The organism is Cryobacterium sp. W22_MBD10_FK3, from assembly GCF_052113745.1.
In the GTDB taxonomy this organism is placed as follows: Bacteria; Actinomycetota; Actinomycetes; order Actinomycetales; family Microbacteriaceae; genus Cryobacterium.
The window spans coordinates 39641-62744 of sequence record NZ_JBGQOH010000008.1; the positions used below are offsets into that span (position 1 = coordinate 39641).

22 protein-coding genes and 1 other RNA gene are annotated in these 23104 nt (G+C 67.5%); 11 read left to right on the forward strand and 12 right to left on the reverse strand.

Translation table 11 applies throughout. The features are described 5' to 3' along the window. Positions 1-13 precede the first annotated feature (13 nt). From ACEN2M_RS10025 to ACEN2M_RS10035, 3 genes are all read left to right on the forward strand, one after another. Positions 14-793 (forward strand): isoprenyl transferase, encoded by a 780-nt coding sequence (locus tag ACEN2M_RS10025; RefSeq protein WP_441647977.1) that lies wholly within the window; start codon positions 14-16, stop codon positions 791-793. Then, positions 790-1947 (forward strand): aminotransferase class V-fold PLP-dependent enzyme, encoded by a 1158-nt coding sequence (locus tag ACEN2M_RS10030; protein ID WP_441647978.1) that lies wholly within the window; start codon positions 790-792, stop codon positions 1945-1947. The genes ACEN2M_RS10025 and ACEN2M_RS10030 overlap by 4 nt, the downstream gene beginning before the upstream one ends. A gap of 181 nt (positions 1948-2128) precedes the next feature. Then, positions 2129-3478 (forward strand): PhoH family protein, encoded by a 1350-nt coding sequence (locus ACEN2M_RS10035; RefSeq protein ID WP_441647979.1) that lies wholly within the window; start codon positions 2129-2131, stop codon positions 3476-3478. A gap of 78 nt (positions 3479-3556) precedes the next feature. Here the strand turns inward: ACEN2M_RS10035 and ACEN2M_RS10040 are convergent, their stop codons facing one another. Genes ACEN2M_RS10040 through xseA form a run of 5 tightly spaced genes read right to left on the reverse strand, consistent with a single transcriptional unit; the run spans position 3557 to position 7797 of the window. After that, on the reverse strand, positions 3557-4987 hold the full coding sequence (locus tag ACEN2M_RS10040) for a class II fumarate hydratase (RefSeq protein ID WP_441647980.1): 1431 nt from the start codon (positions 4985-4987) through the stop codon (positions 3557-3559). A gap of 51 nt (positions 4988-5038) precedes the next feature. Beyond that, positions 5039-5677 (reverse strand): carbonic anhydrase, encoded by a 639-nt coding sequence (locus ACEN2M_RS10045; protein WP_441647981.1) that lies wholly within the window; start codon positions 5675-5677, stop codon positions 5039-5041. Next, on the reverse strand, positions 5674-6336 hold the full coding sequence (locus ACEN2M_RS10050) for a DUF4245 domain-containing protein (RefSeq protein WP_441647982.1): 663 nt from the start codon (positions 6334-6336) through the stop codon (positions 5674-5676). Before ACEN2M_RS10050 ends, ACEN2M_RS10045 begins: the two co-directional genes overlap by 4 nt. After that, complete coding sequence (locus ACEN2M_RS10055; protein WP_441647983.1) at positions 6333-6560, reverse strand: exodeoxyribonuclease VII small subunit; 228 nt, start codon at positions 6558-6560, stop codon at positions 6333-6335. Before ACEN2M_RS10055 ends, ACEN2M_RS10050 begins: the two co-directional genes overlap by 4 nt. A gap of 10 nt (positions 6561-6570) precedes the next feature. Continuing rightward, positions 6571-7797: an exodeoxyribonuclease VII large subunit gene (gene xseA / locus ACEN2M_RS10060; RefSeq protein ID WP_441647984.1), complete on the reverse strand. Its 1227-nt coding sequence runs from the start codon at positions 7795-7797 to the stop codon at positions 6571-6573. A 102-nt stretch (positions 7798-7899) separates the two neighbouring features. Here xseA and ACEN2M_RS10065 point away from each other — a divergent pair, with 102 nt between their 5' ends. Further along, positions 7900-8940, forward strand: a complete 1041-nt coding sequence (locus tag ACEN2M_RS10065) for a 4-hydroxy-3-methylbut-2-enyl diphosphate reductase (protein ID WP_441648084.1) — start codon at positions 7900-7902, stop codon at positions 8938-8940. Between the two features lie 36 nt (positions 8941-8976). On the opposite strand, the gene ACEN2M_RS10070 is transcribed toward ACEN2M_RS10065, so the two are convergent. Together ACEN2M_RS10070 and fbaA are read right to left on the reverse strand one after the other, a co-directional pair. Continuing rightward, positions 8977-9600 (reverse strand): DUF6264 family protein, encoded by a 624-nt coding sequence (locus ACEN2M_RS10070; protein ID WP_441647985.1) that lies wholly within the window; start codon positions 9598-9600, stop codon positions 8977-8979. 9 nt (positions 9601-9609) lie between these two features. After that, positions 9610-10635, reverse strand: a complete 1026-nt coding sequence (fbaA, locus tag ACEN2M_RS10075) for a class II fructose-bisphosphate aldolase (protein ID WP_441647986.1) — start codon at positions 10633-10635, stop codon at positions 9610-9612. Between the two features lie 185 nt (positions 10636-10820). Here fbaA and glpX point away from each other — a divergent pair, with 185 nt between their 5' ends. Next, positions 10821-11807 carry a class II fructose-bisphosphatase gene (glpX, locus tag ACEN2M_RS10080; RefSeq protein ID WP_441647987.1) on the forward strand — a complete coding sequence of 329 codons (987 nt, stop codon included), beginning with the start codon at positions 10821-10823 and terminating at the stop codon, positions 11805-11807. A gap of 25 nt (positions 11808-11832) precedes the next feature. On the opposite strand, the gene ACEN2M_RS10085 is transcribed toward glpX, so the two are convergent. The 3 genes from ACEN2M_RS10085 to ACEN2M_RS10095 are packed head-to-tail and all read right to left on the reverse strand — an operon-like array spanning position 11833 to position 14224. Further along, entirely contained in the window at positions 11833-12489 is a 657-nt protein-coding gene (locus tag ACEN2M_RS10085; protein ID WP_441647988.1) for a pentapeptide repeat-containing protein, read from the reverse strand. Beyond that, positions 12489-12926 carry a nitroreductase family deazaflavin-dependent oxidoreductase gene (locus tag ACEN2M_RS10090; RefSeq protein WP_441647989.1) on the reverse strand — a complete coding sequence of 146 codons (438 nt, stop codon included), beginning with the start codon at positions 12924-12926 and terminating at the stop codon, positions 12489-12491. Before ACEN2M_RS10090 ends, ACEN2M_RS10085 begins: the two co-directional genes overlap by 1 nt. Positions 12927-12931: 5 nt before the next feature. Further along, on the reverse strand, positions 12932-14224 hold the full coding sequence (locus ACEN2M_RS10095; protein WP_441647990.1) for an MFS transporter: 1293 nt from the start codon (positions 14222-14224) through the stop codon (positions 12932-12934). 69 nt (positions 14225-14293) lie between these two features. Here ACEN2M_RS10095 and prfB point away from each other — a divergent pair, with 69 nt between their 5' ends. From prfB to smpB, 4 genes are all read left to right on the forward strand, one after another. Continuing rightward, positions 14294-15400, forward strand: a complete 1107-nt coding sequence (gene prfB, locus ACEN2M_RS10100; RefSeq protein WP_441647991.1) for a peptide chain release factor 2 — start codon at positions 14294-14296, stop codon at positions 15398-15400. An 82-nt stretch (positions 15401-15482) separates the two neighbouring features. Continuing rightward, positions 15483-16700 carry a cell division ATP-binding protein FtsE gene (gene ftsE / locus ACEN2M_RS10105; RefSeq protein WP_441647992.1) on the forward strand — a complete coding sequence of 406 codons (1218 nt, stop codon included), beginning with the start codon at positions 15483-15485 and terminating at the stop codon, positions 16698-16700. Beyond that, positions 16697-17611, forward strand: coding sequence for a permease-like cell division protein FtsX (ftsX, locus tag ACEN2M_RS10110; protein ID WP_441647993.1), 915 nt, complete (start codon positions 16697-16699; stop codon positions 17609-17611). The genes ftsE and ftsX overlap by 4 nt, the downstream gene beginning before the upstream one ends. A gap of 100 nt (positions 17612-17711) precedes the next feature. Then, complete coding sequence (smpB, locus tag ACEN2M_RS10115) at positions 17712-18188, forward strand: SsrA-binding protein SmpB (protein ID WP_066599783.1); 477 nt, start codon at positions 17712-17714, stop codon at positions 18186-18188. 89 nt (positions 18189-18277) lie between these two features. Here the strand turns inward: smpB and ACEN2M_RS10120 are convergent, their stop codons facing one another. Next, positions 18278-20161, reverse strand: coding sequence for a DUF222 domain-containing protein (locus ACEN2M_RS10120; RefSeq protein ID WP_441647994.1), 1884 nt, complete (start codon positions 20159-20161; stop codon positions 18278-18280). A 263-nt stretch (positions 20162-20424) separates the two neighbouring features. Here ACEN2M_RS10120 and ssrA point away from each other — a divergent pair. Next, positions 20425-20810, forward strand: a transfer-messenger RNA (tmRNA) gene (ssrA, locus tag ACEN2M_RS10125). A gap of 89 nt (positions 20811-20899) precedes the next feature. On the opposite strand, the gene ACEN2M_RS10130 is transcribed toward ssrA, so the two are convergent. Then, positions 20900-21736, reverse strand: coding sequence for a class II glutamine amidotransferase (locus ACEN2M_RS10130; RefSeq protein WP_441647995.1), 837 nt, complete (start codon positions 21734-21736; stop codon positions 20900-20902). Positions 21737-21933: 197 nt separating this feature from the next. On the opposite strand from ACEN2M_RS10130, the gene ACEN2M_RS10135 reads away from it, so the two are divergent. Beyond that, positions 21934-23082 carry a carboxylate-amine ligase gene (locus ACEN2M_RS10135; RefSeq protein WP_441647996.1) on the forward strand — a complete coding sequence of 383 codons (1149 nt, stop codon included), beginning with the start codon at positions 21934-21936 and terminating at the stop codon, positions 23080-23082. Positions 23083-23104: the final 22 nt, after the last annotated feature.

Here is a 23104-nt window from a genome sequence, read left to right on the forward strand (position 1 = left end):
AACGTGTGTGCAGATGCGGCAATTCTCCCTCGGACGCGGTCTCCTCTACAGGGTCTACCAGCGTCGGCTGCGGCGCGGGCTGACCGCTGCGGTCCTCCCCAAACACGTGGCCATGATCATCGACGGCAACCGCCGGTGGGCCAAACAGCTCGGCTACGACTCCGCTGCGCACGGCCACCGGGCCGGGGCGGCGAAAATGCGCGAGTTCCTGGAATGGTGCGACGATCTCGGCATCTCCGTGGTCACGCTGTACCTGCTCTCCGCCGATAACCTCACCCAGCGCCCCACCGAGGAGCTCGACGCCCTGTTCGAGATCATCGCGGACCTGGCCGAGGACCTCTCGCACTACCGTGACTGGAAGGTGCAGCAGGTCGGGTCGAAGAAGTGCCTGCCGGGGCCGCTGGAAGCCGCCCTGACCGCCGCCGAGTCCCGCACCGAAGCCAACCAGGGCCTCCACGTGAATCTCGCCGTGGGGTACGGCGGGCGCACCGAGATCACCGACGCCATGCGCAGCATCGTCGCCACCCACCACGCCCACGGTGGCACCCTGGAAGACCTCGCCGAGACCCTCACCCCCGAACTCATCGGTCAGCACCTGTACACGGGCGGCCAGCCCGACCCCGACCTCGTCATCCGCACCTCGGGGGAGCAACGGCTCAGCGACTTCATGCTCTGGCAGAGCGCGCACAGCGAGTTCTACTTCGTCGAGGCCCTCGGCCCCGACCTCCGCCAGGTCGACTTCCTGCGGGCCCTGCGCGACTTCGCCAAGCGGCACCGCAGGTTCGGCGGGTGAGCGCGGACGACCTGCCCCTCGCCGGCTACCTGGACGGCTTCACCGAGGACCCCGGCTACCTGGACTACGGCCGCATCGGCCCGGTGTCCAGGGCAGTTGTGGCCGAAACCCGCGGCCAGACCGAGATCCTGGCCAGGGCCAGGTACGGCAGCCTGGACCACTTCGGCGACCAGGACCTGCGGATGCGCCACGCCGTGGCCGCGGTCACCGGCTTCAGGGCCGACCAGATCGCCTCCCAGCCCAACACCAGCACGGGCCTCATGCACGCCATGTTCGGCCTCACCGGTGACGTGCTGCTGTCGCCGGCCGATTTCCCGAGCCTGCCGTTCGCGGCCAGCCGCGCCGCCGAAGCCCTGCACGTGGCCACTCCGCTCTGGTTGAGCGCCGATGGCAGCGAGAACAGTGCGGGGCAGGTCACCCCCGGCCAGGTGCGCGACCAGCTGACGCCGAGCACTGCCGCGGTCGCCGTGAGCCTGGTCGACTCCCGTACCGGGTTCAGGGTGGATCTGGAGGGCATCCGGCAGGTGATCGGCGACAGGCTGCTGATCGTCGACGCGATTCAGGGTTTCGGGGTGGTCGACGCCGCATACGAGGTGGCGGATGTGGTGGCCTCGGGCGGCCAGAAATGGGCCAGAGCCGGGTGGGGTACCGGCTTCCTCGCCCTCAGCGACCGCGCCGTCGAACGGCTCACACCCGTCGTGTCCGGGTTCACCGGCATCGAAAACCCCGAGGGCGGCCTGCCCTGGGACGCCGTGCCGCTGCCGGCACGGGCAGCGTCGGCGTTCAGGGTGACGAACGGGGACGGCGTGGCCCAGGCGAGGTTCGCGACCGCGCTCGAGGAGATTCGGGCCGTGGGTGTGCCGGCGATCGAGGCCGCCGTCAACGCCAACGTCGAGCAGGTGATCGCGCTGGTCGATGAGTTTGCCATCCCGGTGGCCTCCTCCAGGGACCCCAGGGAGCGGGCCGGCCTGGTGCTGCTCGCGCCGCCGGCGGAGCGGGTGACGGCGCTCAGCGCCGCCCTGCACAACCACGGCGTCACGGTCACGACCCGTGCCGGCACCGTGCGGCTCAGCGTGCACGCCAACCTCGCCGGCGACACCGTGGACATGTTGCGGGACGCCCTCACCGCGTACACCGTCGCCGCCGCGTACTGAGGCGAACGTTAACGTCTCATGACGTTGGGCGTGTCGCTTTTCCCATTTTCGGCGAGTCGACGTACCTTCAATGCATCAGGTACGGCACCTGATCGAGACGGCCACATAAGTACGGCTCGAGAAAAAGGCTCGTGGTCGCTCGCCAAGAATCCGCACCGAAGGGTGCGGGGTGGGAGTGGTTGTGACCGCTAATCGAACCGACTACCTGAACTCTGACCAGAGGGCCTCAGGGGTCGACCAAACCGAGCGAACCTTCGTACTGGACACCTCGGTGCTGCTCTCCGATCCGAAGGCGATTTTCAGGTTCGCCGAGCACGCCGTCGTCCTGCCCGTGGTGGTGATCACCGAACTCGAGTCCAAGCGCAACGATCCCGAGATCGGTTACTTCGCCAGGCAGGCGCTGCGTTACCTCGACGAGCTCAGGGTGAAACACGAACGGCTCGACTTCGCCATTCCGGTGGGGGAGGGCGGCAGCCTGCGGGTGGAGCTGAACCACTCGAACATGTCCGTGCTGCCGTCAGGCCTGCAACTGGGTGACAACGACTCGCGCATACTGGCGGTGGCGATGAACCTGGCCAACGACGGGCTGGCCGTCACGGTCGTGTCGAAAGACCTGCCGCTGCGGGTGAAGGCCGCTTCGATCGGACTGGCCGCCGACGAGTACCGGCACGAGCTCGCCGTGGACTCCGGCTGGACCGGCATGGACGAGATCACGTTGAGCGCCGAGCAGGTCAACGACCTCTACGAGACGGAGTCCCTGCAGACCCGGCTGGTGCAGGACATGCCGGTCAACACCGGGCTGGTCATCCACTCCGATCGCGGCTCTGCTCTCGGCCGCGTCACCGGCAGGGGCGAGTTGCGCCTGGTGCGCGGTGACCGGGACCTGTTCGGCCTGCACGGCCGTTCGGCCGAGCAACGGCTGGCCATCGACCTGCTGCTCGACCCCGAAATCGGCATCCTGTCGTTGGGAGGCCGAGCGGGAACGGGGAAGTCCGCGCTCGCCCTCTGCGCGGGCCTGGAGGCCGTGCTGGAGCGTCAGCAGCACCGCAAGATCATGGTGTTCCGGCCGCTCTACGCGGTGGGCGGCCAGGAGCTCGGCTACCTGCCCGGTGACGCGCAGGAGAAGATGGGCCCCTGGGGCCAGGCCGTGTTCGACACCCTCGGCGCGCTGGTCTCTGAGAACGTGCTCGAGGAGGTCGTCGAGCGCGGCATCCTGGAGGTGCTGCCGCTCACGCACATCCGCGGCCGGAGCCTGCACGACGCGTTCGTGATCGTTGACGAGGCGCAGTCGCTGGAGCGGAACGTGCTGCTGACGGTGCTGAGCCGCATCGGGCAGAACTCCCGGGTGGTGCTCACCCACGACGTGGCCCAGCGCGACAACCTGCGGGTGGGCCGCTTCGACGGGGTCGCGAGTGTGATCGAGACGCTCAAGGGGCACCCGCTCTTCGCGCACATGACCCTCACCCGGTCGGAGCGGAGCGCGATCGCCGCCCTGGTCACCGAGATGCTGGAGGGCAACGAGCTGGCTTAAGGCCACGAAAGCGGCGAAACGGGTGCCTCAGCCAAGCTGAAGCAACCGTTTCGCCGCTTTCGCGGGTTGTGGGAGCGGCTAGCGCGCTTGCGGCGGCCGGGTCATGCTCAGCACATCCAGGGCCGTGTCCAGCTGCTCGAGGGTGACCTCGCCGCGCTCGACGAAGCCGAGGTCGATGACCGACTCCCGCACGGTGAGGCCCTGGGCCACGGAGTGCTTGGCCACCTTGGCTGCGGCCTCGTAGCCGATCACCCGGTTCAGCGGGGTGACGATGGACGGCGACGATTCGGCCAGCGCGCGGGCGCGGTCGAGGTTGGCCTCGAGGCCGTCGACGGTCTTGTCGGCGAGCACCCTGGCGCCGTTGGCGAGCAGCCGGATCGACTCGAGCAGCGCGGTGCCCATCACGGGGATGGCCACGTTGAGCTCGAACGCGCCGGAGGCGCCGGACCATGCGATGGTGGCGTCGTTGCCGATAACCCGGGAGCACACCATGAGCACGGCCTCCGGGATGACCGGGTTGACCTTGCCGGGCATGATCGAGGAGCCCGGCTGCAGGTCGGGGATGCTGAGCTCGCCGATGCCCGTGTTGGGGCCCGAGCCCATCCAGCGCAGGTCGTTGCAGATCTTGGTGAGGCCGACGGCGATGGTGCGGAGCGCGCCGGAGGCGTCAACCAGGCCGTCCCGGTTGGCCTGAGCCTCGAAGTGGTCGATCGCCTCGGTGATCGGCAGCTCGGTCTCTTCGGTGAGCAACTCGATGACGAGCTGCGGGAACCCGGCCGGGGTGTTGATGCCGGTGCCGACGGCCGTGCCGCCCAGCGGCACCTCGGCGACGCGGGGGAGCGCGGAGCGGACCCGCTCGATGCCCAAGCGCATCTGCCGTGCGTAGCCGCCGAACTCCTGGCCGAGCGTGACCGGGGTGGCATCCATCAGGTGGGTGCGGCCGGCCTTGACGGCTGTTGCCCACAGCTCGGCCTTGGCCTCGAACGCCACCGCGAGGTGGTCGAGCGACGGGATGAGGTCGTCGATGAGGGCACTGGTCACGGCGATGTGCACCGAGGTGGGGAAGACGTCGTTGGAGGACTGCGACGCGTTGACGTGGTCGTTGGGGTGCACAGGGCTGCCCAGCCGGCGGGTGGCGAGGGTGGCCAGCACCTCGTTCATGTTCATGTTCGACGAGGTGCCGCTGCCGGTCTGGTACACGTCGATCGGGAACTCGGCGTCGTGGCGACCGGTGATGACCTCGTCGGCTGCGGCCGCGATCGCGTCGGCGATGCTTGCGTCGAGCACGCCCAGACGGGCGTTGGCGAGGGCGGCCGACTTCTTGATCCGGGCCAGCGCCGCGATCTGGGCGGACTCGAGAACCGAACCCGAGATCGGGAAGTTCTCCACGGCCCGCTGGGTCTGCGCCCCGTACAGGGCCGCGGCCGGTACCCGCACCTCGCCCATCGTGTCGTGTTCGACCCTGTAGTCGCCCTGGGCTCTGCCGGTTTCAGCTGAAATGTCCACCACGGTGTGTCATACCTTTCGATTCAATGTGCACTCACAAGAACTCGTTGGCATCTAGACGATGCCGACGACGATGTCGGGTTCGGCGCGGCCCTCGAGGAGCCTGTAGTTCGCGCCGACGATAGCCAATGTACCTTCTGCGATGGCGGCGCTGATCATCTCGGAGCGCTGCACGAGTTCGGCGACGGTGTCGCGCAGGTGTTCCCGGCCCACCGCGGAGGCGTCGACCTCGTGCGGATCGAGCGGGCCCGTGGTCGGGCCGCCGACCCGGCGCACGGCCGGCACGATCTTCTCGATGATGTTGTTGATGTGCGGGGGCAGTGCTTGGGCGTCCTCAGCCTGCGAGTCGATGGCCGCCAGCACCGCGCCGCACCTGTCGTGGCCGAGCACCAGGATGAGCGACACGTTGAGCACGGCGACGGCGTACTCGAGCGAGCCGAGCACCGAGTCGGAGATGACCTGGCCGGCGTTGCGCACCACGAACAGGTCGCCGAGGCCTTTGTCGAAGATGATCTCGGCGGCGAGCCTGGAGTCGCTGCAACCGAACAGGGCGGCCATCGGAGTCTGTTCGAACGCGGTCTCGGCGCGGCGGTCGACGTCCTGACGCGGATGCTGCGGCGAACCGTTCACGAATCGCTCGTTGCCCTCGGCGAGGTCGTTCCAGACGTCGGCTGGTGTGGGTGTGTCGGTCATTCGCCGGCCCCGTTCTGTTCGGTGTTGATGCTTTCGGCCACGGCGCCGGCGAGCACGGTCAGCTCCTCGTCGTCGGCTGTGCCGATGAGGAGATAGGTGCTGTCGCCGGCCGAGGTGACCAGGGCGGACTCGAAATTGCCCCGCTCATCGGCCGGGGCCGGGTTGCGGTAGACGTCCCAGTCGATGCCGTCGATGGTGATGGTGTCGTCGGGGGCAACCTCGGCGAGTTGGTCGGCCAACCAGGTCGGGTTCGCGTCGACGGCCTGGGTGAGCCCGATGAACTCATTCTTCGGGGTGAGCAGGCCGATGTACCAGCTGGAGACGTCGTCGTTGCCGCCCGCGCGCCACTCGGCGGTGTTCGCACGCCAGCCGGCCGGAAGCTCCGGTGTCGCCAGGGGCTCGGTGACACTGGGCTGCACCTGTTCGGCCACCGTCGAGAAGTCGATCTCCCGATCGAGGGGGGTGTCGCTGCGCGGCACGATCAGCACGAGCACGATCACGGCGCCCACGGTGGCCAGGAGCGAATAGACCAGGTTGTTGATGGTCTTGCGCGCCCGGTAGTTGCGGGAGTTCGTGGCCAGCCGGTCGGCACGTTCGTCGGCCGTCTCCGGGCGGCCGAGCTCCGCCACGACCCGGGGCGGACGGGGGCTGCGGCTCATTCCGCCGTGGCCGCGCCGCGGGCGGCGTCCAGGCGCGCCTTCGCGCCGATCAGCCATTCCTCGCAGCGGGTCGCGAGGGCTTCGCCCCGCTCCCAGAGGGTAAGGGACTCTTCGAGGGTCGACGCCCCTTGCTCGAGCACCGAGACGACGCGAATCAGTTCGTCCCTGGCCTGCTCGTAACTGAGCGAGTCGACCGGAGCGGGAGTGGTGGCGGGCGTTGTCATGTCTTCCATTCTATTTCGCGACCGCGGGCACGGTGCCGACGCCCACTGTGATCAGCAGGTCGGTGCCGGCCGGCGCCTGGTCGCGCGAGCGCAGCACGTGGCCGTCGGGCAGCTGCACGATGGCGTAGCCGCGGTCCAAGGTGCCCTGGGGAGAGAGCGCGCGCAGCTGGGAGCGCAGTTCCACGACGCTGGAGCCCGCGCGTTCGAGGGTGCGGTGCATCAGCTCGGTGCCGCGCGCTACGTAACGGGTGAGGTCCTGCGAGCGGGTGTCGATGATCCAGTCTGAACCGCTGAGCACCGGCCGGCTGCGGAGCTGACCGAGCCTGTCGACCTCGCCGGCGAGGATGCCGGTGAGCCGGTTGCCCAGGCGCGCCCTGGCCTGCTGCACCCGGTTGAGCTCATCGGAGACGTCGGGGACCACCCGCTTGGCCGCGTCGGTGGGGGTGGAGGCGCGGAGGTCGGCGACGTCGTCGAGCAGCGGCCGGTCGGCCTCGTGGCCGATCGCGCTGACCACAGGGGTGGTGCAGGCGGCGACCGCCCGCACGAGCCCCTCGTCGCTGAAGCCGAGCAGGTTCTGGAAGTCGCCGCCGCCTCGGGCGACGATGATGACGTCGACGTCGGGGTCGGCATCCAGCTGACGGATGGCCGCGGTGACCTCGCCGACCATCCGGTCACCCTGCACGGCGGCGTGCACCACTCTGAAGTCAACGGCGGGCCAGCGCAGCTGGGCGTTCCGCAGCACGTCTTTCTCGGCGTCGGAATCCTTGCCGGTGACCAGGCCGATGCGGTGCGGCAGGAACGGCAGCGGTCGTTTGCGGGAGACGTCGAAGAGGCCCTCGGCCTTGAGCTGGCCGCGCAACCGCTCCAGACGTTCGAGCAGATCGCCCAGCCCCACGTGGCGCAGTTCGAAGACCTGCATGGTGAGGCTGCCGCCCTTGACCCAGTAGTTGGGCTTGACCAGGGCGATGACTCGATCGCCCTGTTTGAAGTCGCCGGTCAGGCGGGCTTTCACCGATGACCACACTGTGAAGCTCACGGTGGCGTCGACGGAGAGGTCTTTGAGCTTGCCGTAGACGTTGCCGCCGCTGGCACCCCACTGCACGATCTCACCCTCGACCCAGGCGGTGCCGAGCCGTTCGATGTAGCCGCGGATCTTGTTCGAGAGCACCGCCACCGGCCAGGGAGCGTCGATGGTGGGGGGTTCGTCGCCCGCGGCGGGCATCGTCACTGCGTTCATGGGTCTCCTGGTCTACTTCCGGCTCGCACGCTCTGTTCAGACGCGCCCGCTTAGACTGTTCGGGTGACTACCAGTACTAATGCGCCCGTGATCGGCCTTGGCATGCCCAGAATTCCCCGGCTCGCCAACAGGCTCAAGGATACCCCGGTGGATGGGCTGAAAAAGGTGCTGCTCGCAGCGCCGCGGGGCTACTGCGCCGGTGTCGACCGCGCCGTCATCGCCGTGGAGAAGGCCCTGGAGCTGTACGGCGCCCCCGTCTACGTGCGCAAGCAGATCGTGCACAACACCCACGTGGTGAGCGAACTCGAGAAGCAGGGCGCCATCTTCGTCGAAGAGGTGGATGAGGTTCCCACCGGTTCGCACATCGTGTTCAGCGCCCACGGCGTCTCGCCGGCCGTGGTGAACGCCGCCGCCGACCGTGGGCTTCAGGCCATCGACGCCACCTGCCCGCTGGTCACCAAGGTGCACCGCGAGGCGGTGCGTTTTGCCCGGGACGACTTCGAGATCTTGCTGATCGGCCACGAAGGCCACGAAGAGGTCGAGGGCACCGCGGGTGAAGCGCCCGAGCACACGACCCTGGTCGGCAGCCCCGACGAAGCCGACACCATCGTGGTCAGAGACCCGAACAAGGTGGTCTGGCTGTCGCAGACCACCCTGAGCGTTGACGAAACCATGGAGACGGTTCGGCGACTCCGCGCCAGGTTCCCCAACCTGCAGGATCCGCCCAGCGACGACATCTGCTACGCCACCCAGAACCGTCAGGTGGCCATCAAGAAGGTCGCCCGCGATTCCGACCTGGTGATCGTGGTGGGGTCGGCGAACTCGTCCAACTCGGTGCGCCTGGTCGAGGTGGCGCTGGAGTACGGCGCGAAGGCCGCCTATCGGGTGGACTACGCCAACGAAGTGAAGCAGGAGTGGCTCGACGGCGTGAACACCGTCGGTGTCACCAGCGGCGCATCCGTGCCCGAAGAGCTCGTTGAAGAGCTGTTGCGCGACCTGGCCGGCGCCGGATACGGCGACGTCGAGCAGATCAAGACCGCCGAGGAGGACCTGCTCTTCTCGCTGCCCAAGGAACTGCGCAAGGACCTGCAGGGCAAGACCGACGCGCGCGCTCTCGGCGGACGGGTCAGCCGGCCCGAGTAGCTCGGCCTGCTTGGCTTGCTCGACAGCCTCGGTCGGCTAGGGCCGGCTGAGGTACTCGAGCAACGCCGGGTCGCCCGACAGCACGACGGCGACGGCCGCGACCAGCAGCACGAAGGAGACGACGCCGCCGATGAGCGGCACGTAGAACGCGCGCCGGCCGCGCAGAACGAGCAGGATCGACACGACGGCCGTGGCCAGCCAGACGATGCCCTGGCCGATGCTGCCGCCGGTGATGATCGCGCGAACGGAGTCGGCCGTGCTGTAGCCGCCGAGTCCGGCCTGCGAGTAGAGCATCTGCAGTGCGTCGGGCAGGGAGCCGAGCACGGAGATCGTGAAGTAGGTGCCGAGCAGGCCCAGCACCAGAAGGCTGATGGTGAGCGGGCGGTCCCAACCCGGTGCTGTGCGCGCCGGTGCGGTGCCATTTTTTGCTGTGTTGCCGGATGCTGCCTGAACCGGCGGCGGGGAGAACGGCCTCTCGGCCGATCCCCACACCGCCGGCGCAGCAGCGGACACGACGGCAGAGGCCGCAGGAGCCTGTTCATCCTGCGGCGGGGTCCAGGTCCAACCTTCCGGAGCCAGCTCGCCGTAGCGGGGCTGGGGGCGGTAGTCCACCGGCGGGGTGACCGCCGCGTGGTTCTGGTCGGGCGTGTTCTCTGCCATCGTCAGTCGCTAGCTGTTCGAGTGTCCGGCGGAGCCCAGCTGACGGGTGGCCTGGGCGACGCGGGCGGCCATGGCCGTCTCGGCAACCTTGCCCCAGGCGCGCGGGTCGTAGAGCTTCTTGTTGCCCACTTCACCGTCGACCTTGAGCACGCCGTCGTAGTTCTTCAGCATGTAGTCGGCGATGGCGCGCGTGAACGCGTACTGGGTGTCGGTGTCGACGTTCATCTTCACGACACCGTTCTTCACGGCCTCAGCGATCTCGGCGTCGGTCGAGCCGGAGCCACCGTGGAAGACGAGGTCGAGGGGCAGGGCGCTGGTGCCGTACTTGGCGGCGACGCTGGCCTGGATCTCCGCGAGGAGCTCCGGACGCAGCTTGACGTTGCCGGGCTTGTAGACGCCGTGCACGTTGCCGAAGGTGAGGGCGGCCATGTAGCGGCCCTGGTCGCCGAGGCCGAGGGCCTCGATCATCTTGACGGTGTCGTCGAAGGTGGTGTACAGGTTGTCGTTGATGTCGCCCTCAACGCCGTCTTCTTCGCCGCCGACGGCGCCGATCTCGACCTCGAGGATGGCGTTGATCGCCTTGGTGCGGGCGATGATGCCCTTGGCGATCTCGAGGTTCTCGTCGAGCGCGATGGCGGAGCCGTCCCACATGTGCGACTGGAAGATCGGGTTGAAGCCGTCGGCCACAGCGGTCTCGGAGGCCGAGATGAGGGGCAGGACGAAGTCGTCCAGCGCGCCCTTGGGGCAGTGGTCGGTGTGCAGGGCCACGGTGACGGGGTAGTTGTCAGCAACGGCGTGCGCGAACTTGGCGAACGCGAGGGCGCCGGCGGCGCGGTTCTTGACGGTGTGACCGGCGAAGTAGTCGGCGCCTCCGGTGGTGACCTGGATGATGCCGTCTGAGCCGGCTTCGGTCAGGCCCTGGAGTACGGCGTTGATCGACTGCGAGGAGGAAACGTTGAATGCGGGGTACGCGAACCCCTTCGACTTGGCCTTGTTCAGCATTTCGGCGTATTGGTCTGGGGTTGCGATGGGCATTGCTTCTCCTCGAAATCGAGCGGGGTTGTCCGTCAAGTGTAGCGAGGGCTGCTGTGTGAGCGCTCGGGGCACTGTGGGGTATAAGGTCCCGCTTCGAGGGCGCTGGGTAAGCTGGGGCCGTACCGGCGACGTCTCCCGGCTACGTCCCTCAGCAACCCACATACGACCTCGAAGGACAACAACACATGGTGAATACCGAACACGCTTCCCTGTATCTGCACCCCGACCGCAACCTCGGCATGGAGTTGGTGCGGGCCACCGAAGCCGCCGCCATCCGCGCGGTGCCCTTCATCGGTCGGGGTGACAAGAACGCCGCGGACGGCGCCGCCGTCGACGCGATGCGCAAGTTCCTCGGCACGGTCGATTTCGACGGCGTTGTCGTCATCGGCGAGGGCGAGAAGGATGACGCACCGATGCTCTACAACGGGGAGCATGTCGGCAGCGGCCGCGGGCCGTCCTGCGACATCGCTGTGGACCCGATCGACGGCACCTCACTCACCGCCAACGGCCGCCAGAACGCGCTGAGCATGATCGCCGTCGCCGACCGCGGCAGCATGTACGACCCCAGCGCGGTCTTCTACATGGACAAGATCGTCACCGGATGGGAGGGCCACGGTGTTGTGGACCTGCGCCAGCCGATCGGCGAGAACATCCGGGCCCTGGCCAAGGCCAAGGGCAAGGACGTGGCGGACATGACCATCGCCATCCTCGACCGCCCCCGCCACACCGGCCTGATCGAGGAGGTGCGCGCCGCCGGCGCCGGCACCCGGCTGATGCTCGACGGCGACGTGGCCGGCGGCATCAACGCGGCCCTGACCGAGACCCGCATCGACATGTGCGTGGGCATCGGCGGCACCCCGGAGGGCATCATCACAGCCTGTGCGCTGAAGGCCCTGGGCGGATTCATCCAGGCCAAGCTGCACCCCAAGGACGACGAGGAGGCCCAGAAGGCCATCGACGCCGGCCACGACCTCGACCGTATTCTGGGCGTGAACGACCTGGTCACCAGCGACAACACCTACTTCGTGGCCACCGGCGTCACCGACGGCCAGCTGGTCGGCGGGGTGCGCAAGATGGGCCCGAAGATCCGCACCGAGTCGATCGTGCTGCGCGGCAAGAGCGGCACCATCCGCCGCGTCGTCGCCGAGCACCTCGCCGAGAAGTGGCTCTAGCCTGACCCGTGGGCCGCGCGCCCGGCTACTCCACCAGGATGCCGAGGTGCGCGGCCAGCAGCGGCGCGAGCATCGACAACTGAGCGTCGTCGATGGTCGCGCCCTTGAGGCCCTCGAGGCTGTGGATGGCCGAGAAGTCGGTGGAGCGCAGGTCGACGTCGGTGAGGCGGGCGCCCGCCACGTCGAGGGTGCCGATGCGGCAGTCGCGCAGTTCCAGCCGTTGCACGACGGCGCTGGAGAGGTCCAATTCGTCGATGATGCAATTGCTGAGCAGCACATCGGTGAGCGTGGCGTTTCGCAGATTCACGAAGTCGAGCTTGGAGCCGTCGATCTGCACGCTGCGCAGGTTGGCGTCGTACATCTCCACCGAGCCGAGCCTGGAGTGCTCGATACGCACGTCGCGCCAGCTCGAGCGGGGCGCGCTGAACACCGCCGCGTGCAGTTCGGTGGCGATGCACTCCGACCAGCTCGTGCCGCGGAGCGCCGTGGTGTTGAAGTCCACGGAGTGCAGCTCACACTCGATGAAGCTCGTGCTGGTGAGGTCGCGGCCGGAGAAGTCCACCCGGGTGAACCGCTCGGCCTCCCTGTCGTCACCGCGGCCGACCAGCACGCCGTCGTTGTCGAGCAGGTTGTCGAGCACGATTCGATCGAGCTGCGGGCCGCGCTTCTTGGAACGCGCCACTAGGAAAGGGGCTCGAGCAGGAACACGGGGATGACGCGGTCGGTCTTCTTCTGGTAGTCGGCGTACGGGGGATAGGCGGCCACGGCGCGTTCCCACCAGAGATCCTTCTCCTCCCCGGTGATCTCCCGGGCGGTCATGTCCTGCCGCGACGGGCCGTCCTGCACCTCGACGAGCGGATGTGCGGCGACATTGGCGTACCAGACCGGGTTCTTCGGGCTGCCGCCCAGAGACGCGACCGCGGCGTAGCGACCGTCGTGCTCGACCCGCATCAGCGGGGCCTTGCGGATCTTGCCGGACTTCGCGCCGAGGGTGCTCAGCACGATCACGGGCATGCCGCGCAGGGTGGTGCCCTTGGTTCCGCCGGAGGTCTCGTAGAGTTCGACCTGGTCGCGCACCCACTTCTCGGGGCTGGGATCGTATTCGCCGTGCAGGGGCATGTCGGTTACCTATCTATCGATGGGATGGGGTCGGTTGGGGCAAAACGGGGGTGCCGCGGCGCGTACCGCGGAATATAGCGCCAGAGCACGCCGGCGCCGACCAGGCCCACCACACCCATCACAGCACTGGCCACCGACAGCGACAACACGGCCGTCATGCCGGCGACGGCCAGGGGAGCGGCGGCACTGCCGAAGTCGGCGGTGAAGCGCCAGGCGCCGAGGAACGGTGCCGGACCGCTCGGCGGTGCCAGGTCGGCGCCGAGGGTCATCAACAGGCCGCTGCCGATGCCGTTGGCCAGCGACAGGAACATGGCCACGGCGATGAACCAGGCCGCGTTGGCGGGCAGGTCGTGGGTGAACGCGAGGACGAGCATGCCGATGCCCAGCCCGATCATCGACGGAATCGCGGTCCACATGCGGCCGAACCGGTCCATGATCTGGCCGCTGGCGTAGAACAGCGCGAAGTCGATGCCGCCGGCGATGCCGATGATCAGGGCGGTGTCGGGTTCGTTGATCCCGATGCTGACGGCCCAGAGCGGCAGCAGCACCGTGCGGGTGGCCCGCATGGCGCCGACGAGGCCGGCGCCGCTGCCGAGCCGCAGCAGCACGCCCCGGTAGCGCCAGATGGTCGCGAACAGGCCGGCGGTCTCGGCCGCGGCCTCCTCCTCACCGGCGGTGCGTACCGTGCTGCCGGCCTTGGCACCGACCTGGGCGGCGGCGAACGTGCTGGCGGGGTCCGGCAGTAACAGCAGCACCAGGGCGGCGGCCGCGCAGCAGACGATGAAGACCCAGAACACGGCCGTGGTGCTGCCGGTGAGGTGGATGACCCCTGCCGCGATGAACGGGCCCACGAACCAACCGGCGCGGAAGACCCCGCCGAGGGTGGAGAGCGCCCTGGCCCGGTAGGCCACGGGCACGTAGCTGGTCATGAACGCGTGGCGGGCCAGGGCGAAGACGGCGGTGGCCAGGCCGATCAGGAAGATGCCGACGGTGAGGATCATCGGGTTGGGGGCGATGATGCAGACCAGCACGGCGACGATCGCCAGGAGTGAGGCCCCGATCATCGAGTTGCGTTCGCCGATGCGCGAGACCACGGCGCCGCTGGGGATGTCGCCGACGAGTTCACCGACCATCACCATGGCGGCGATGAACCCGGCCATTGCCAGGGACGCGCCGAGACTGTCGGCCACCAGCGGGATGAGCGGAATCATCGCGCCTTCGCCGATCGAGAACAGCAGAGTGGGCAGGAACGCGGCCAGAGCGACTCCCCGGAGACTGAAGGGGCGCTCGGTACTCATCGGATCGATGCTACCGCCAGGCCCAACACCGGTGTTCACGCGGGTGGGCCCGGTAGGCTGGATTCCACAATGATTGAGCTGGATTTCTCTGAGCAGATCGCCGCGCTGCGGGCCACGTTTGACGACATCCGGTCGGTGATCGACATCGACAGGCTGAAGCTGGACATTGCCGAGCTGAACGACCAGGCGGGTGCCCCCGACCTGTGGAACGACTCCGAGCACGCCCAGAAGGTGACCAGCGAACTCAGCCACCGCCAGAGCGAGCTCAAGCGCATCGAGAGCATCGAGTCGCGTCTCGATGACCTCGAGGTGCTCGTTGAGCTGGCCAACGCGGAGGGCGACCAGGAGTCGGCCGACGAGGCGACCGCCGAGCTGAAGAGCGTGCAGAAGGTGCTCGGCGACCTCGAGGTGCACACCCTGCTGAACGGTGAGTTCGACCCGAACCCCGCCGTGATCACCATCCGCGCCGGCGCCGGTGGCGTCGATGCCGCGGACTTCGCCGAGATGCTGCTGCGCATGTACCTGCGCTGGGCCGAGCAGCACGATTACACCACCAACGTGCTCGACGTGAGCTACGCCGAAGAGGCCGGCATCAAGTCGGCCACCTTCGAGGTGAACGCTCCCTACGCCTTCGGCACGCTGAGCGTCGAGGCCGGCACGCACCGTCTGGTGCGGATGAGCCCGTTCAACTCGGCGGGTAAGCGTCAGACGTCGTTCGCCGCGGTCGAGGTGGTGCCGCTCATCGAGCAGGCCGAGGCCGTGGAGATCCCCGACAATGACATCCGCGTCGACGTGTTCCGTTCCAGCGGCCCGGGCGGCCAGTCGGTGAACACCACCGACTCCGCCGTGCGGATCACCCACCTGCCCACCGGACTGGTGGTGAGCTGCCAGAACGAGAAGAGCCAGATCCAGAACCGCGCCGCGGCCATGCGGGTGCTGGCGTCCCGGCTGCTGCTGCTGCAGCGCGAGCAGGAGGCGGCCACCAAGAAGGAATTCGCCGGCATCATCACCGCCAGCTGGGGCGACCAGATGCGCAGCTACGTGCTCGCGCCCTACCAAATGGTCAAGGACCTGCGCACCGAGTATGAGGTGAACAACCCGTCCAACGTGTTCGACGGTGACCTCGACGGCTTCATCGCCGCGGGCATCCGCTGGCGCAAGACGCCCACCGACTAGGGCGGCACAAACCTGTCGAGTTGCTGGTTGAGGCATGTCGCAAGTAGGTAAATCACGGATGGCTGCCTAGGCTCGAAACGCCATGATCCGATTTGATCACATCACCAAGAAATATCCCGGTACGAACCGACCGGCCCTGAACTCAATCGACGTCGAGATTCTTCGCGGCGAATTTGTCTTCCTGGTCGGGGCTTCGGGCTCGGGTAAGTCCAGCTGCCTTCGCCTGATGTTGAAGGAGGAGAAGCCGTCCAGCGGAAGCATTCACGTGCTCGGCCAGGACCTGCGCTCCATCTCCAACCGCAAGGTGCCGTACTTCCGCCGCAACCTCGGGGTGGTCTTCCAGGACTTCCGCCTACTGCCGAACAAGACCGTCTACGACAACGTCGCGTTCAGCCTGCAGGTCATCGGCAAGTCCCGTGGGTACATCCAGGAGGCCGTGCCGGACACCCTGCAGATGGTGGGCCTGGCCGAAAAGGCGCAGCGTCTGCCGCACGAACTCTCCGGTGGTGAGCAGCAGCGCGTGGCGATCGCCCGCGCGATCGTGAACAAACCGCAGATCGTTCTCGCCGACGAGCCGACCGGAAACCTCGACCCGACCACCAGCGCCGAGATCATGTCGCTGCTGGCCCGGATCAATGCCGGTGGCACCACGGTGATCATGGCCACACACGAGGCGGGCATCGTCGACAAGATGAAGCGCCGCGTGATCGAACTCTCCGCCGGCCAGATCGTGCGCGACGAGCGCCAGGGCGGTTACGCCACGGCGGCCATCCCCATGGTGCTGGCTCCGGGCGAACGGGCCGCGTCCAGGTCGTCCCGCATGCCGACCACGACCGCCGCCCCCGCCGAGCCGCTCACCTACCCCTCGACGGAGGTGCTGCCCCAGGAGGTGGCAACCGCCGAGGTCGAGGCCGCTGCAGTAGCGGTGAACACGGCTCCGCCCGCGGCGCCGACGGCCGACCCCGCGCCGATCGAGCGCGATGAGCCGGTACCGGCGCTCGCGTTCGCGCCGGCACCACCTGCCCCGCTGGCTGCACCGCTGGCCCCGCCGGCCCCGGTGGCTCCCGGCCAGCCCGCGCCGGTGGTGGCCCAGCAGTCCGAACCGGACCAGCCGGAACCTGTCGAGCCCAGCACGGAGCCGCCGGTCGACCAGCCGACGTCCACCATGACCAGGCCGGTGCTCCCGGTCACCCAGCACGACGAACCAGAACAGCTCACGCTGGCCGAGAAGCTCGGCCTGCGGGCTCCGGGCGAAAAGGCCGACCCCACCAGTGAGCAGAACGTAGGACCCACCCGATGAGACTCGGACTTGTGCTTTCCGAAGCATCCAATGGCCTCCGCCGCAACGCCTCAATGGTCGTTTCCGTCGTTCTGGTCACGTTTATCTCGCTCACCTTCGTGGGCGCGGCGATCCTGATGCAGATGCAGATCGGCCAGATGAAGAACTTCTGGTACGACCGTGCGCAGGTGGGCATCTACATGTGCACCGCCATCTCGCCGGGGGAGACCTGCACGGCAGGAGAGGCGACCCAGGAGCAGATCGACTCGGTGGAAGCTCAGCTGGAGTCCCCGACCCTGGCGACCTTCGTGGACAAGTACTACTTCGAGACGCACGAGCAGGCGTTCGAGAACTTCAAGACGCAGTTCGCCGGCAACCCGGTCGCCGACTATGTGACTGCCGACCAGCTGAATCAGACCTTCTGGGTGAACCTCAACAACCCTGAGGACTCCGACGTTCTGGTGGAGAGCCTGTCCGGTGTCGCCGGTGTCGAGAACGTGGCCGATCAGCGCAAGTACCTCGACCAGATCTTCTCGGTGCTGAACGTGGCCAGTTACACGGCCATCGGCATCGCGTCGCTGATGCTCGTGGCGGCGGCTCTCTTGATTGCCACGACCATCCGGCTTTCCGCGTTCTCCAGACGCAAGGAGCTGGGCATCATGCGGCTGGTGGGGGCGTCGAACCGGTTCATTCAAACGCCGTTCATCCTCGAGGGTGTGTTCGCGGCCCTGCTCGGTTCGCTGTTGGCCGGTGGTGCGATCGTGGCGATCGTGCACTACTTCGTGCAGGGCTATCTGGGCGCCAGCCTGACCGGGTTCGCCCTGGTGGGCCTGGACGATGCGTTCACCGTGGTGCCCATTCTGCTGGTGCTCGGCGCTGCGCTGGCCGCCGCGTCGGCCAACTTCGCGATCACCCGCTATCTGAAGGTCTGATCCGATCCGGGCAGCGCCAGCTGTGGGATGACTACCACTAGACTGATGGGCTGCCCGGCGGATGCCTGGCCGAATCACCGAACCGATCGAGGAGAATGCCGTGCCCAGGGAAAAAGGCGAGAAGGTCGTCGCGACCAATCGCAAGGCGCGCCACGATTACCTCATCGAGGACACGTACGAGGCCGGAATGGTGCTCAGCGGCACCGAGGTGAAGTCATTGCGTGCCGGGCGGGCGTCCCTCGTCGACGGCTACGCATTCATCGAGTCCGGCGAGGCGTGGCTGGATGCCGTGCATATTCCGGAGTACACCGCCGGTACCTGGACGAACCACCCGCCGCGCCGTAAGCGCAAGCTGCTGCTGCACAAGCAGGAGATTATCAAGATCAGCCATAAGACCAAGGAGGGTGGCTACACCCTCATTCCGCTGAAGATCTATTTCAGTGACGGCAAGGCCAAGGTCGAGATCGCAGTAGCCAAGGGTAAGAAGGAATTCGACAAGCGTCAGACCCTGCGTGAACGCCAGGACAAGCGCGAGTCCGACCGGGCTATCTCCGCCCGCCGCAACCTGGGCGACTAGCGGAAGCCCACGCAACACTGGGACCACGCAACACTGGGACCACGCAACACGCACCAGCCTGACCCGAGCGTCATCCGTGCACCCCGCTGCTACTCGTCGGTTCTTCGGGTGCGGGGGTCGTGGGCCCGGTGCTGGTTCGGTGGCCGCCAAGCGCCGGTCGGGTCAACCCAGTGTGGTGCTTTCACCTGCGGCATGCCGGCGACCATGCGGATCTTCCACCCGCCGCCACTGGTGATGGTGTGGTGGTGATACCAACACAGCAGCACCCCGTTGTTCACATGGGTGTCGCCGCCTGAGTGCCAGGGTGTGACGTGGTGCACTTCGGTCCATTGCGGTGGGCAGTCGCAGCCCGGGATGATGCAACCGCCGTCCCGGGCCGTGATCGCTTTGCGTTGTTTGGGGGTGAAGCAGCGTTCCTTGGACCCCAAACCGAGGACGGCACCGTTGGTGCCGAAGAACAGCGGCTGCATGCCACCGTTGTCGATCAGCTGGGTGATCGTGGTCATCGAGATCGGTTCGTCGACCCCATCGATCCAGCCCACCCCGGCCTGGTTGAGCAGGTCGGTGGCGTTCACGTGCACCATCACCGTGGGTGGCATGCCGCCCATCGTCGGGGTGCGGGGGTCTTGGGCGACCTGCACCAGGATGCCGCGGAGAATGTCGGCGCGCTTCTCGCCGCCGGTGCGTTCGTCGATCAGCTCGCCGGGCACCAGCTCGCCGGCTTCGATGCGCTGCTGCTCGTCCACGGACGGGAACGAGGGCGCGGACCGGGCGGACTGGAACGTGTTGAACAGGTTCTGCATCACCCCTTTCAGCTCCGGCGTTACTCCGCCGCGCAGGGGGTGCAGGCCGTCTTTGCAGGGGCCGAACGAGAACGTGGATTTCGCTTCGACGGTGGGCGCGTTCGGGGCGAGTCCGTCCGGGTTCAGCACGGCCTGCCAACGCACCGCCAGTTTGCGGATCTCATCCGCCGGATAGGTGAACCCGCGAGATTCGCCCAGGCGGCCGATCGGCCCGGTGAACTCGGTGACGGCCTCGCGATCACCATCGGCGTCAGCATCGGCATCAGTGCCGGTGTCGGCGTCGGTGTCGCCGTCGGTGTCGCCGTCGCGATCGCCGGCAGTGTCTGCGTCTCCGTCGTCGTCCGACCCGGTGTCGGTCTCGCCGGGGCCGGGTGTGCGGCCGTAGACGGACCCGGTGGCCTGTTCCACGAGGTCGCGTTCGGCTTTCTGAACGTGGGCGGGGTCGGCGTCGAGGCGCCCGGTTGCCGTGTAGTCGGTCAGGCCGGCGACGATGGTCTCCGCCGCGTCGATGCCCAGCTCCCCGGAGCGCAACGCCGCGGCGACCACCGGGAACACCGGCTCGAACACGGCACCGCCCGCCACCCGGGGCGCCACCTTCTCACCCAACGCCATCCGACGTTTCATCTCCGGCACCGACGCCAGCGTCAACCGGGTCAGCAACACGTTCTGATGCGGAGCGCCCATCCGCCAGGCCATCGACTCCCGGCCCAGCATCCGCCTAGACCGATACCCGACCACCGTCGCGGTACTCACCCGGGCCGCATCCACCGGCCGGCCCGCCCGCTCCACCATCTGCGTCAACGCGACCACCTCGGCGTCGCTGAGCCCATTCACATCAATGGACGCCATCACCGCCTGCACCATGGCCGCCGCGTCATCGAGCACCTTCAGCTTCTCGCCGAACGGCCCGGTATGCGCCCGCTGCACCGCCGGCAACTCCGACGGCTCCCGCCACGGCGGCCGCGGCTTACCCACCGCGGGGCCACTGGGCGTCGAGCCCTGGGTGTCGGTGGTGCCGCCGAGACTGGCGGCATCCGACGGGGAAGCGGTCAGCTCATCGACGACCTGCGGCTCCGGCGCGGCCAGGGCGGTGTTCCAGTCATGGAGATTCGGACCGGCGGGACGAGTTCCCGTCGGTGCGGTGGAGCCTGGAGCCAGCTCGTCGTCCATACCCCCATTCTCTCACGAATAGAACAAATGTGTGAGAATAGGTCAAGTTTTCCACAGGCGAATTCGAATATTTATCAGCACCCGGGGTGGGTTCTATTCAATGTTGCCCGGCTTAGGCGACGAGCCCAAAGTGTTGTATCCTGAAAGGCCGTAGTGGTGAGCTGAGATGTTCGCCACTGCGGTCCTGGAAACGGGATTGGTAATTCAACAGCGTGTGACAACAACCGCGTCTTCGTCGATACGCATCGACACGACGTGAACATGGGGATGATCGGTTTCGACATTGCCTGCGTAACTGTGAGAAGCGGGTCGAGGATGCAGGGTTATCTCGTAAACGATCTCTGCAAAACAATAAGTGCCAATTCAAACCGCACTGTCTCGCGTTCCGCTTTCGCCCTCGCGGCCTAAGTAGAACCACATTGAGACCGTCAGACCGGGAATGCTCTCTACCCGGACCCTGACGTCATTTAGAGAGATTGCTCCTATCCTGAGCCTCGGGGTATAGGGGGACTTAAACGAGGGCTGGGCTCGTCGGATCAGCTGCCAGTGGCAAGTTCCGGAGCCGAGTAGAACGCCTTCACTGGATACACCCGTAGAAGAAACATGACCACAGCAATGGACCGGGGTTCAATTCCCCGCATCTCCACCATTGGTTGTTGCCACACGCTGTTGACCACCAACACGTTTGCGAACACAAAACGCCACCCTCGAGGTGGCGTTTCGTGTATGCGGATGCGCTCAGCCGGCCAGGAAGGGCTGATGCCGGTACCCGTTCATATCCAGGATGAGTGCGGACGACTCCGGCACTTCCACGAAGGCGCCGGGCAGGTCGTTGAGCGGTTCCGAGACCACGACCTTGGCATTGTCGCCGAAGGTGGCCAGCCGGTCCTGATCGGGGTACATCTGGCGCAGTGTGCGGATGTCCGCCGAGTGGAACAGCGACCGCGTGCGTCCCTGGGTCGAGTAGCGGAAAGCCCACAGGGTGGCGCCGTCCGAGACGGCGACGGTGCCCTGCCAGGGAAACTGCACGCCGTGGTCCTGGCCGATGGACTCGACGGTGCGGATGGCGCGCCCGATGGCGTGGATCGGGTCATCGCGGAGACCGTAGGTCAGCGCGAGGTGGAAAAGCACCTCGGAGTCCGTTGTGCCGAGCACGTTCGGGTACAGCGACGGGTCGATCGCCATGGTCAGGTCGCGCCTGAGCTCGCGCCACCGCGAGATGGCGCCGTTGTGCATGAACATCCAGTTCTCGTAGCGATACGGATGGCAGTTCGTCTGCTGGATCGGCGGAGCGGTTGCCGCGCGAACGTGGGTGAAGAACAGCGGGCTGGTGATCGCCCGGGTGAGTTCGCTCAGGTTCGCGTCGTTCCAAGCCGGTTCGATGCTGTGGAAGAGCGCCGGCTCGGTACCGTGCGGGGCGTCGGTGGGATACCAGCCGAAGCCGAATCCATCGCCGTTCACGGTCTCGGCCCCGAGCGGGGAGTTCAGTGATTGCGCGACGATCGAGTGCTTGGCGTCGAGCACGATCGTCGAGGGACGTAGCGATTCCCCGAGGTACGCCAGCCATCTGCACATCCGTCCATCTCCCATCCGGCACGGCCAGGGCGGCGCGCACGCGACCATTGTGCACCCGTCCGGCGCGGGTGGCCCGGACTTCTCAGCCCACCGACGCCGCCCCCTGCGGCGCACCCTTGACCGCCTTGCGGGGGCAGGCCACACTCGTCGCAGACGGTTCACACTGTCGTGATCCGACGGCGACAGAAGAGGTCAGCGTGGCTACGTTTGGCATCGAAGAGGAGTTCCAATTTCTTGATCCGGTCACCCTGTTGCCCGTGGATGCCGGAGCCCGCGCGTTCGAGCGCCTGGCCGCGATGCCCGAATGGCGCGAGGTCACGCACCGTGAATTCCTGGCCTCGCAGATCGAGCACGCCTCGGCGGTGTTCGAGGAGATGGCCGACGCCCAGAGGGCGGTGACCGGATTCCGGCGCGCGGTGGCGGAGCAGGCTGCCGCACTCGGCGTGATCGTGGCGAGCATCGGCACCCCGCCCGACACGACGGCGTTCCCCTCGATCACCGACACCGAGCGCTACCAACGCATCGTTCGCACGATGGACGCCGTGATCGCGGACCACCAGGTGAGCGGCTTGCACGTGCACGTGGGCATCCCGAGCCGGGAGGCCGGGGTGATCGTGCTGAACGCGGTGCGACCCTGGTTGCCGCTCTTCACGGCCATCGCCTCGAACTCGCCGCTGTGGCGGGGGCAGGACACCGGGCATGACAGCTGGCGCACTGTGCTGTTGCGCCGGTGGACGACCTCGGGCTGCCCGCCGGCGTTCATCGACGCCGCGGACTACGACCGGCGGATCAGAAGGCTGCTGGGCATCGGCGGCACGGTCGACCTTGGCGTGATCATGTGGGACGTGCGCCTGTCTGAGCACCTGCCCACCATTGAGTTCCGGGTGGCCGACGCGCAGCTCGACGCGCAGACCACCTTGTTCATCACGGCCCTGTGCCGGGCGTTCGTGGCGCACGCCCTCGGGGTGCCCAGGCCGCGGAGCGCCGCGGCGAACGCGTCCGCCGAGATGCCGTCCGAACTGCTCTCGGCCGCCCTTCTGCATTCCGCCCATCACGGGATGAGTCAGCAGGTCTTCGATCCGCTGTTCGGTGGCCTGGCGCCGGCGCAGGACTGCCTCGGCCGATTCATGCGGATGCTCGAGCCCGAGCTGGTGGGTTCAGGCGACGTCGAGTTGGCGACGGAGGCGGCGGCGCGGCTGGCGGTCGACGGCACCGGTGCGGCACGGCAGCGTGCGGCCTTCCGCCGGGGCGGGCTGCCCGAGCTGCGCCGGTTGCTCTCCGCCGCGCTGAGTCCGCGGCGTGACGAGGAGAGGGAGACGGTGGCAGCGGGCTCGATCATCGGCTGAGCCGCTCGTTCGGCCCCGGGCG

What these genes read in the sequence shown, in the direction of transcription:
- ACEN2M_RS10025 (WP_441647977.1), top strand. Translation starts at nt 14, where the DNA reads ATGCGGCAATTCTCCCTCGGACGCGGTCTCCTCTACAGGGTCTACCAG.
- ACEN2M_RS10045 (WP_441647981.1), bottom strand. Translation starts at nt 5,677, where the DNA reads ATGACCGACACACCCACACCAGCCGACGTCTGGAACGACCTCGCCGAG.
- ACEN2M_RS10050 (WP_441647982.1), bottom strand. Translation starts at nt 6,336, where the DNA reads ATGAGCCGCAGCCCCCGTCCGCCCCGGGTCGTGGCGGAGCTCGGCCGC.
- ACEN2M_RS10055 (WP_441647983.1), bottom strand. Translation starts at nt 6,560, where the DNA reads ATGACAACGCCCGCCACCACTCCCGCTCCGGTCGACTCGCTCAGTTAC.
- xseA (WP_441647984.1), bottom strand. Translation starts at nt 7,797, where the DNA reads ATGAACGCAGTGACGATGCCCGCCGCGGGCGACGAACCCCCCACCATC.
- ACEN2M_RS10065 (WP_441648084.1), top strand. Translation starts at nt 7,900, where the DNA reads ATGCCCAGAATTCCCCGGCTCGCCAACAGGCTCAAGGATACCCCGGTG.
- ACEN2M_RS10070 (WP_441647985.1), bottom strand. Translation starts at nt 9,600, where the DNA reads ATGGCAGAGAACACGCCCGACCAGAACCACGCGGCGGTCACCCCGCCG.
- fbaA (WP_441647986.1), bottom strand. Translation starts at nt 10,635, where the DNA reads ATGCCCATCGCAACCCCAGACCAATACGCCGAAATGCTGAACAAGGCC.
- glpX (WP_441647987.1), top strand. Translation starts at nt 10,821, where the DNA reads ATGGTGAATACCGAACACGCTTCCCTGTATCTGCACCCCGACCGCAAC.
- ACEN2M_RS10090 (WP_441647989.1), bottom strand. Translation starts at nt 12,926, where the DNA reads ATGCCCCTGCACGGCGAATACGATCCCAGCCCCGAGAAGTGGGTGCGC.
- ACEN2M_RS10095 (WP_441647990.1), bottom strand. Translation starts at nt 14,224, where the DNA reads ATGAGTACCGAGCGCCCCTTCAGTCTCCGGGGAGTCGCTCTGGCCGCG.
- prfB (WP_441647991.1), top strand. Translation starts at nt 14,294, where the DNA reads ATGATTGAGCTGGATTTCTCTGAGCAGATCGCCGCGCTGCGGGCCACG.
- ftsE (WP_441647992.1), top strand. Translation starts at nt 15,483, where the DNA reads ATGATCCGATTTGATCACATCACCAAGAAATATCCCGGTACGAACCGA.
- ftsX (WP_441647993.1), top strand. Translation starts at nt 16,697, where the DNA reads ATGAGACTCGGACTTGTGCTTTCCGAAGCATCCAATGGCCTCCGCCGC.
- ACEN2M_RS10120 (WP_441647994.1), bottom strand. Translation starts at nt 20,161, where the DNA reads ATGGACGACGAGCTGGCTCCAGGCTCCACCGCACCGACGGGAACTCGT.
- ACEN2M_RS10130 (WP_441647995.1), bottom strand. Translation starts at nt 21,736, where the DNA reads ATGTGCAGATGGCTGGCGTACCTCGGGGAATCGCTACGTCCCTCGACG.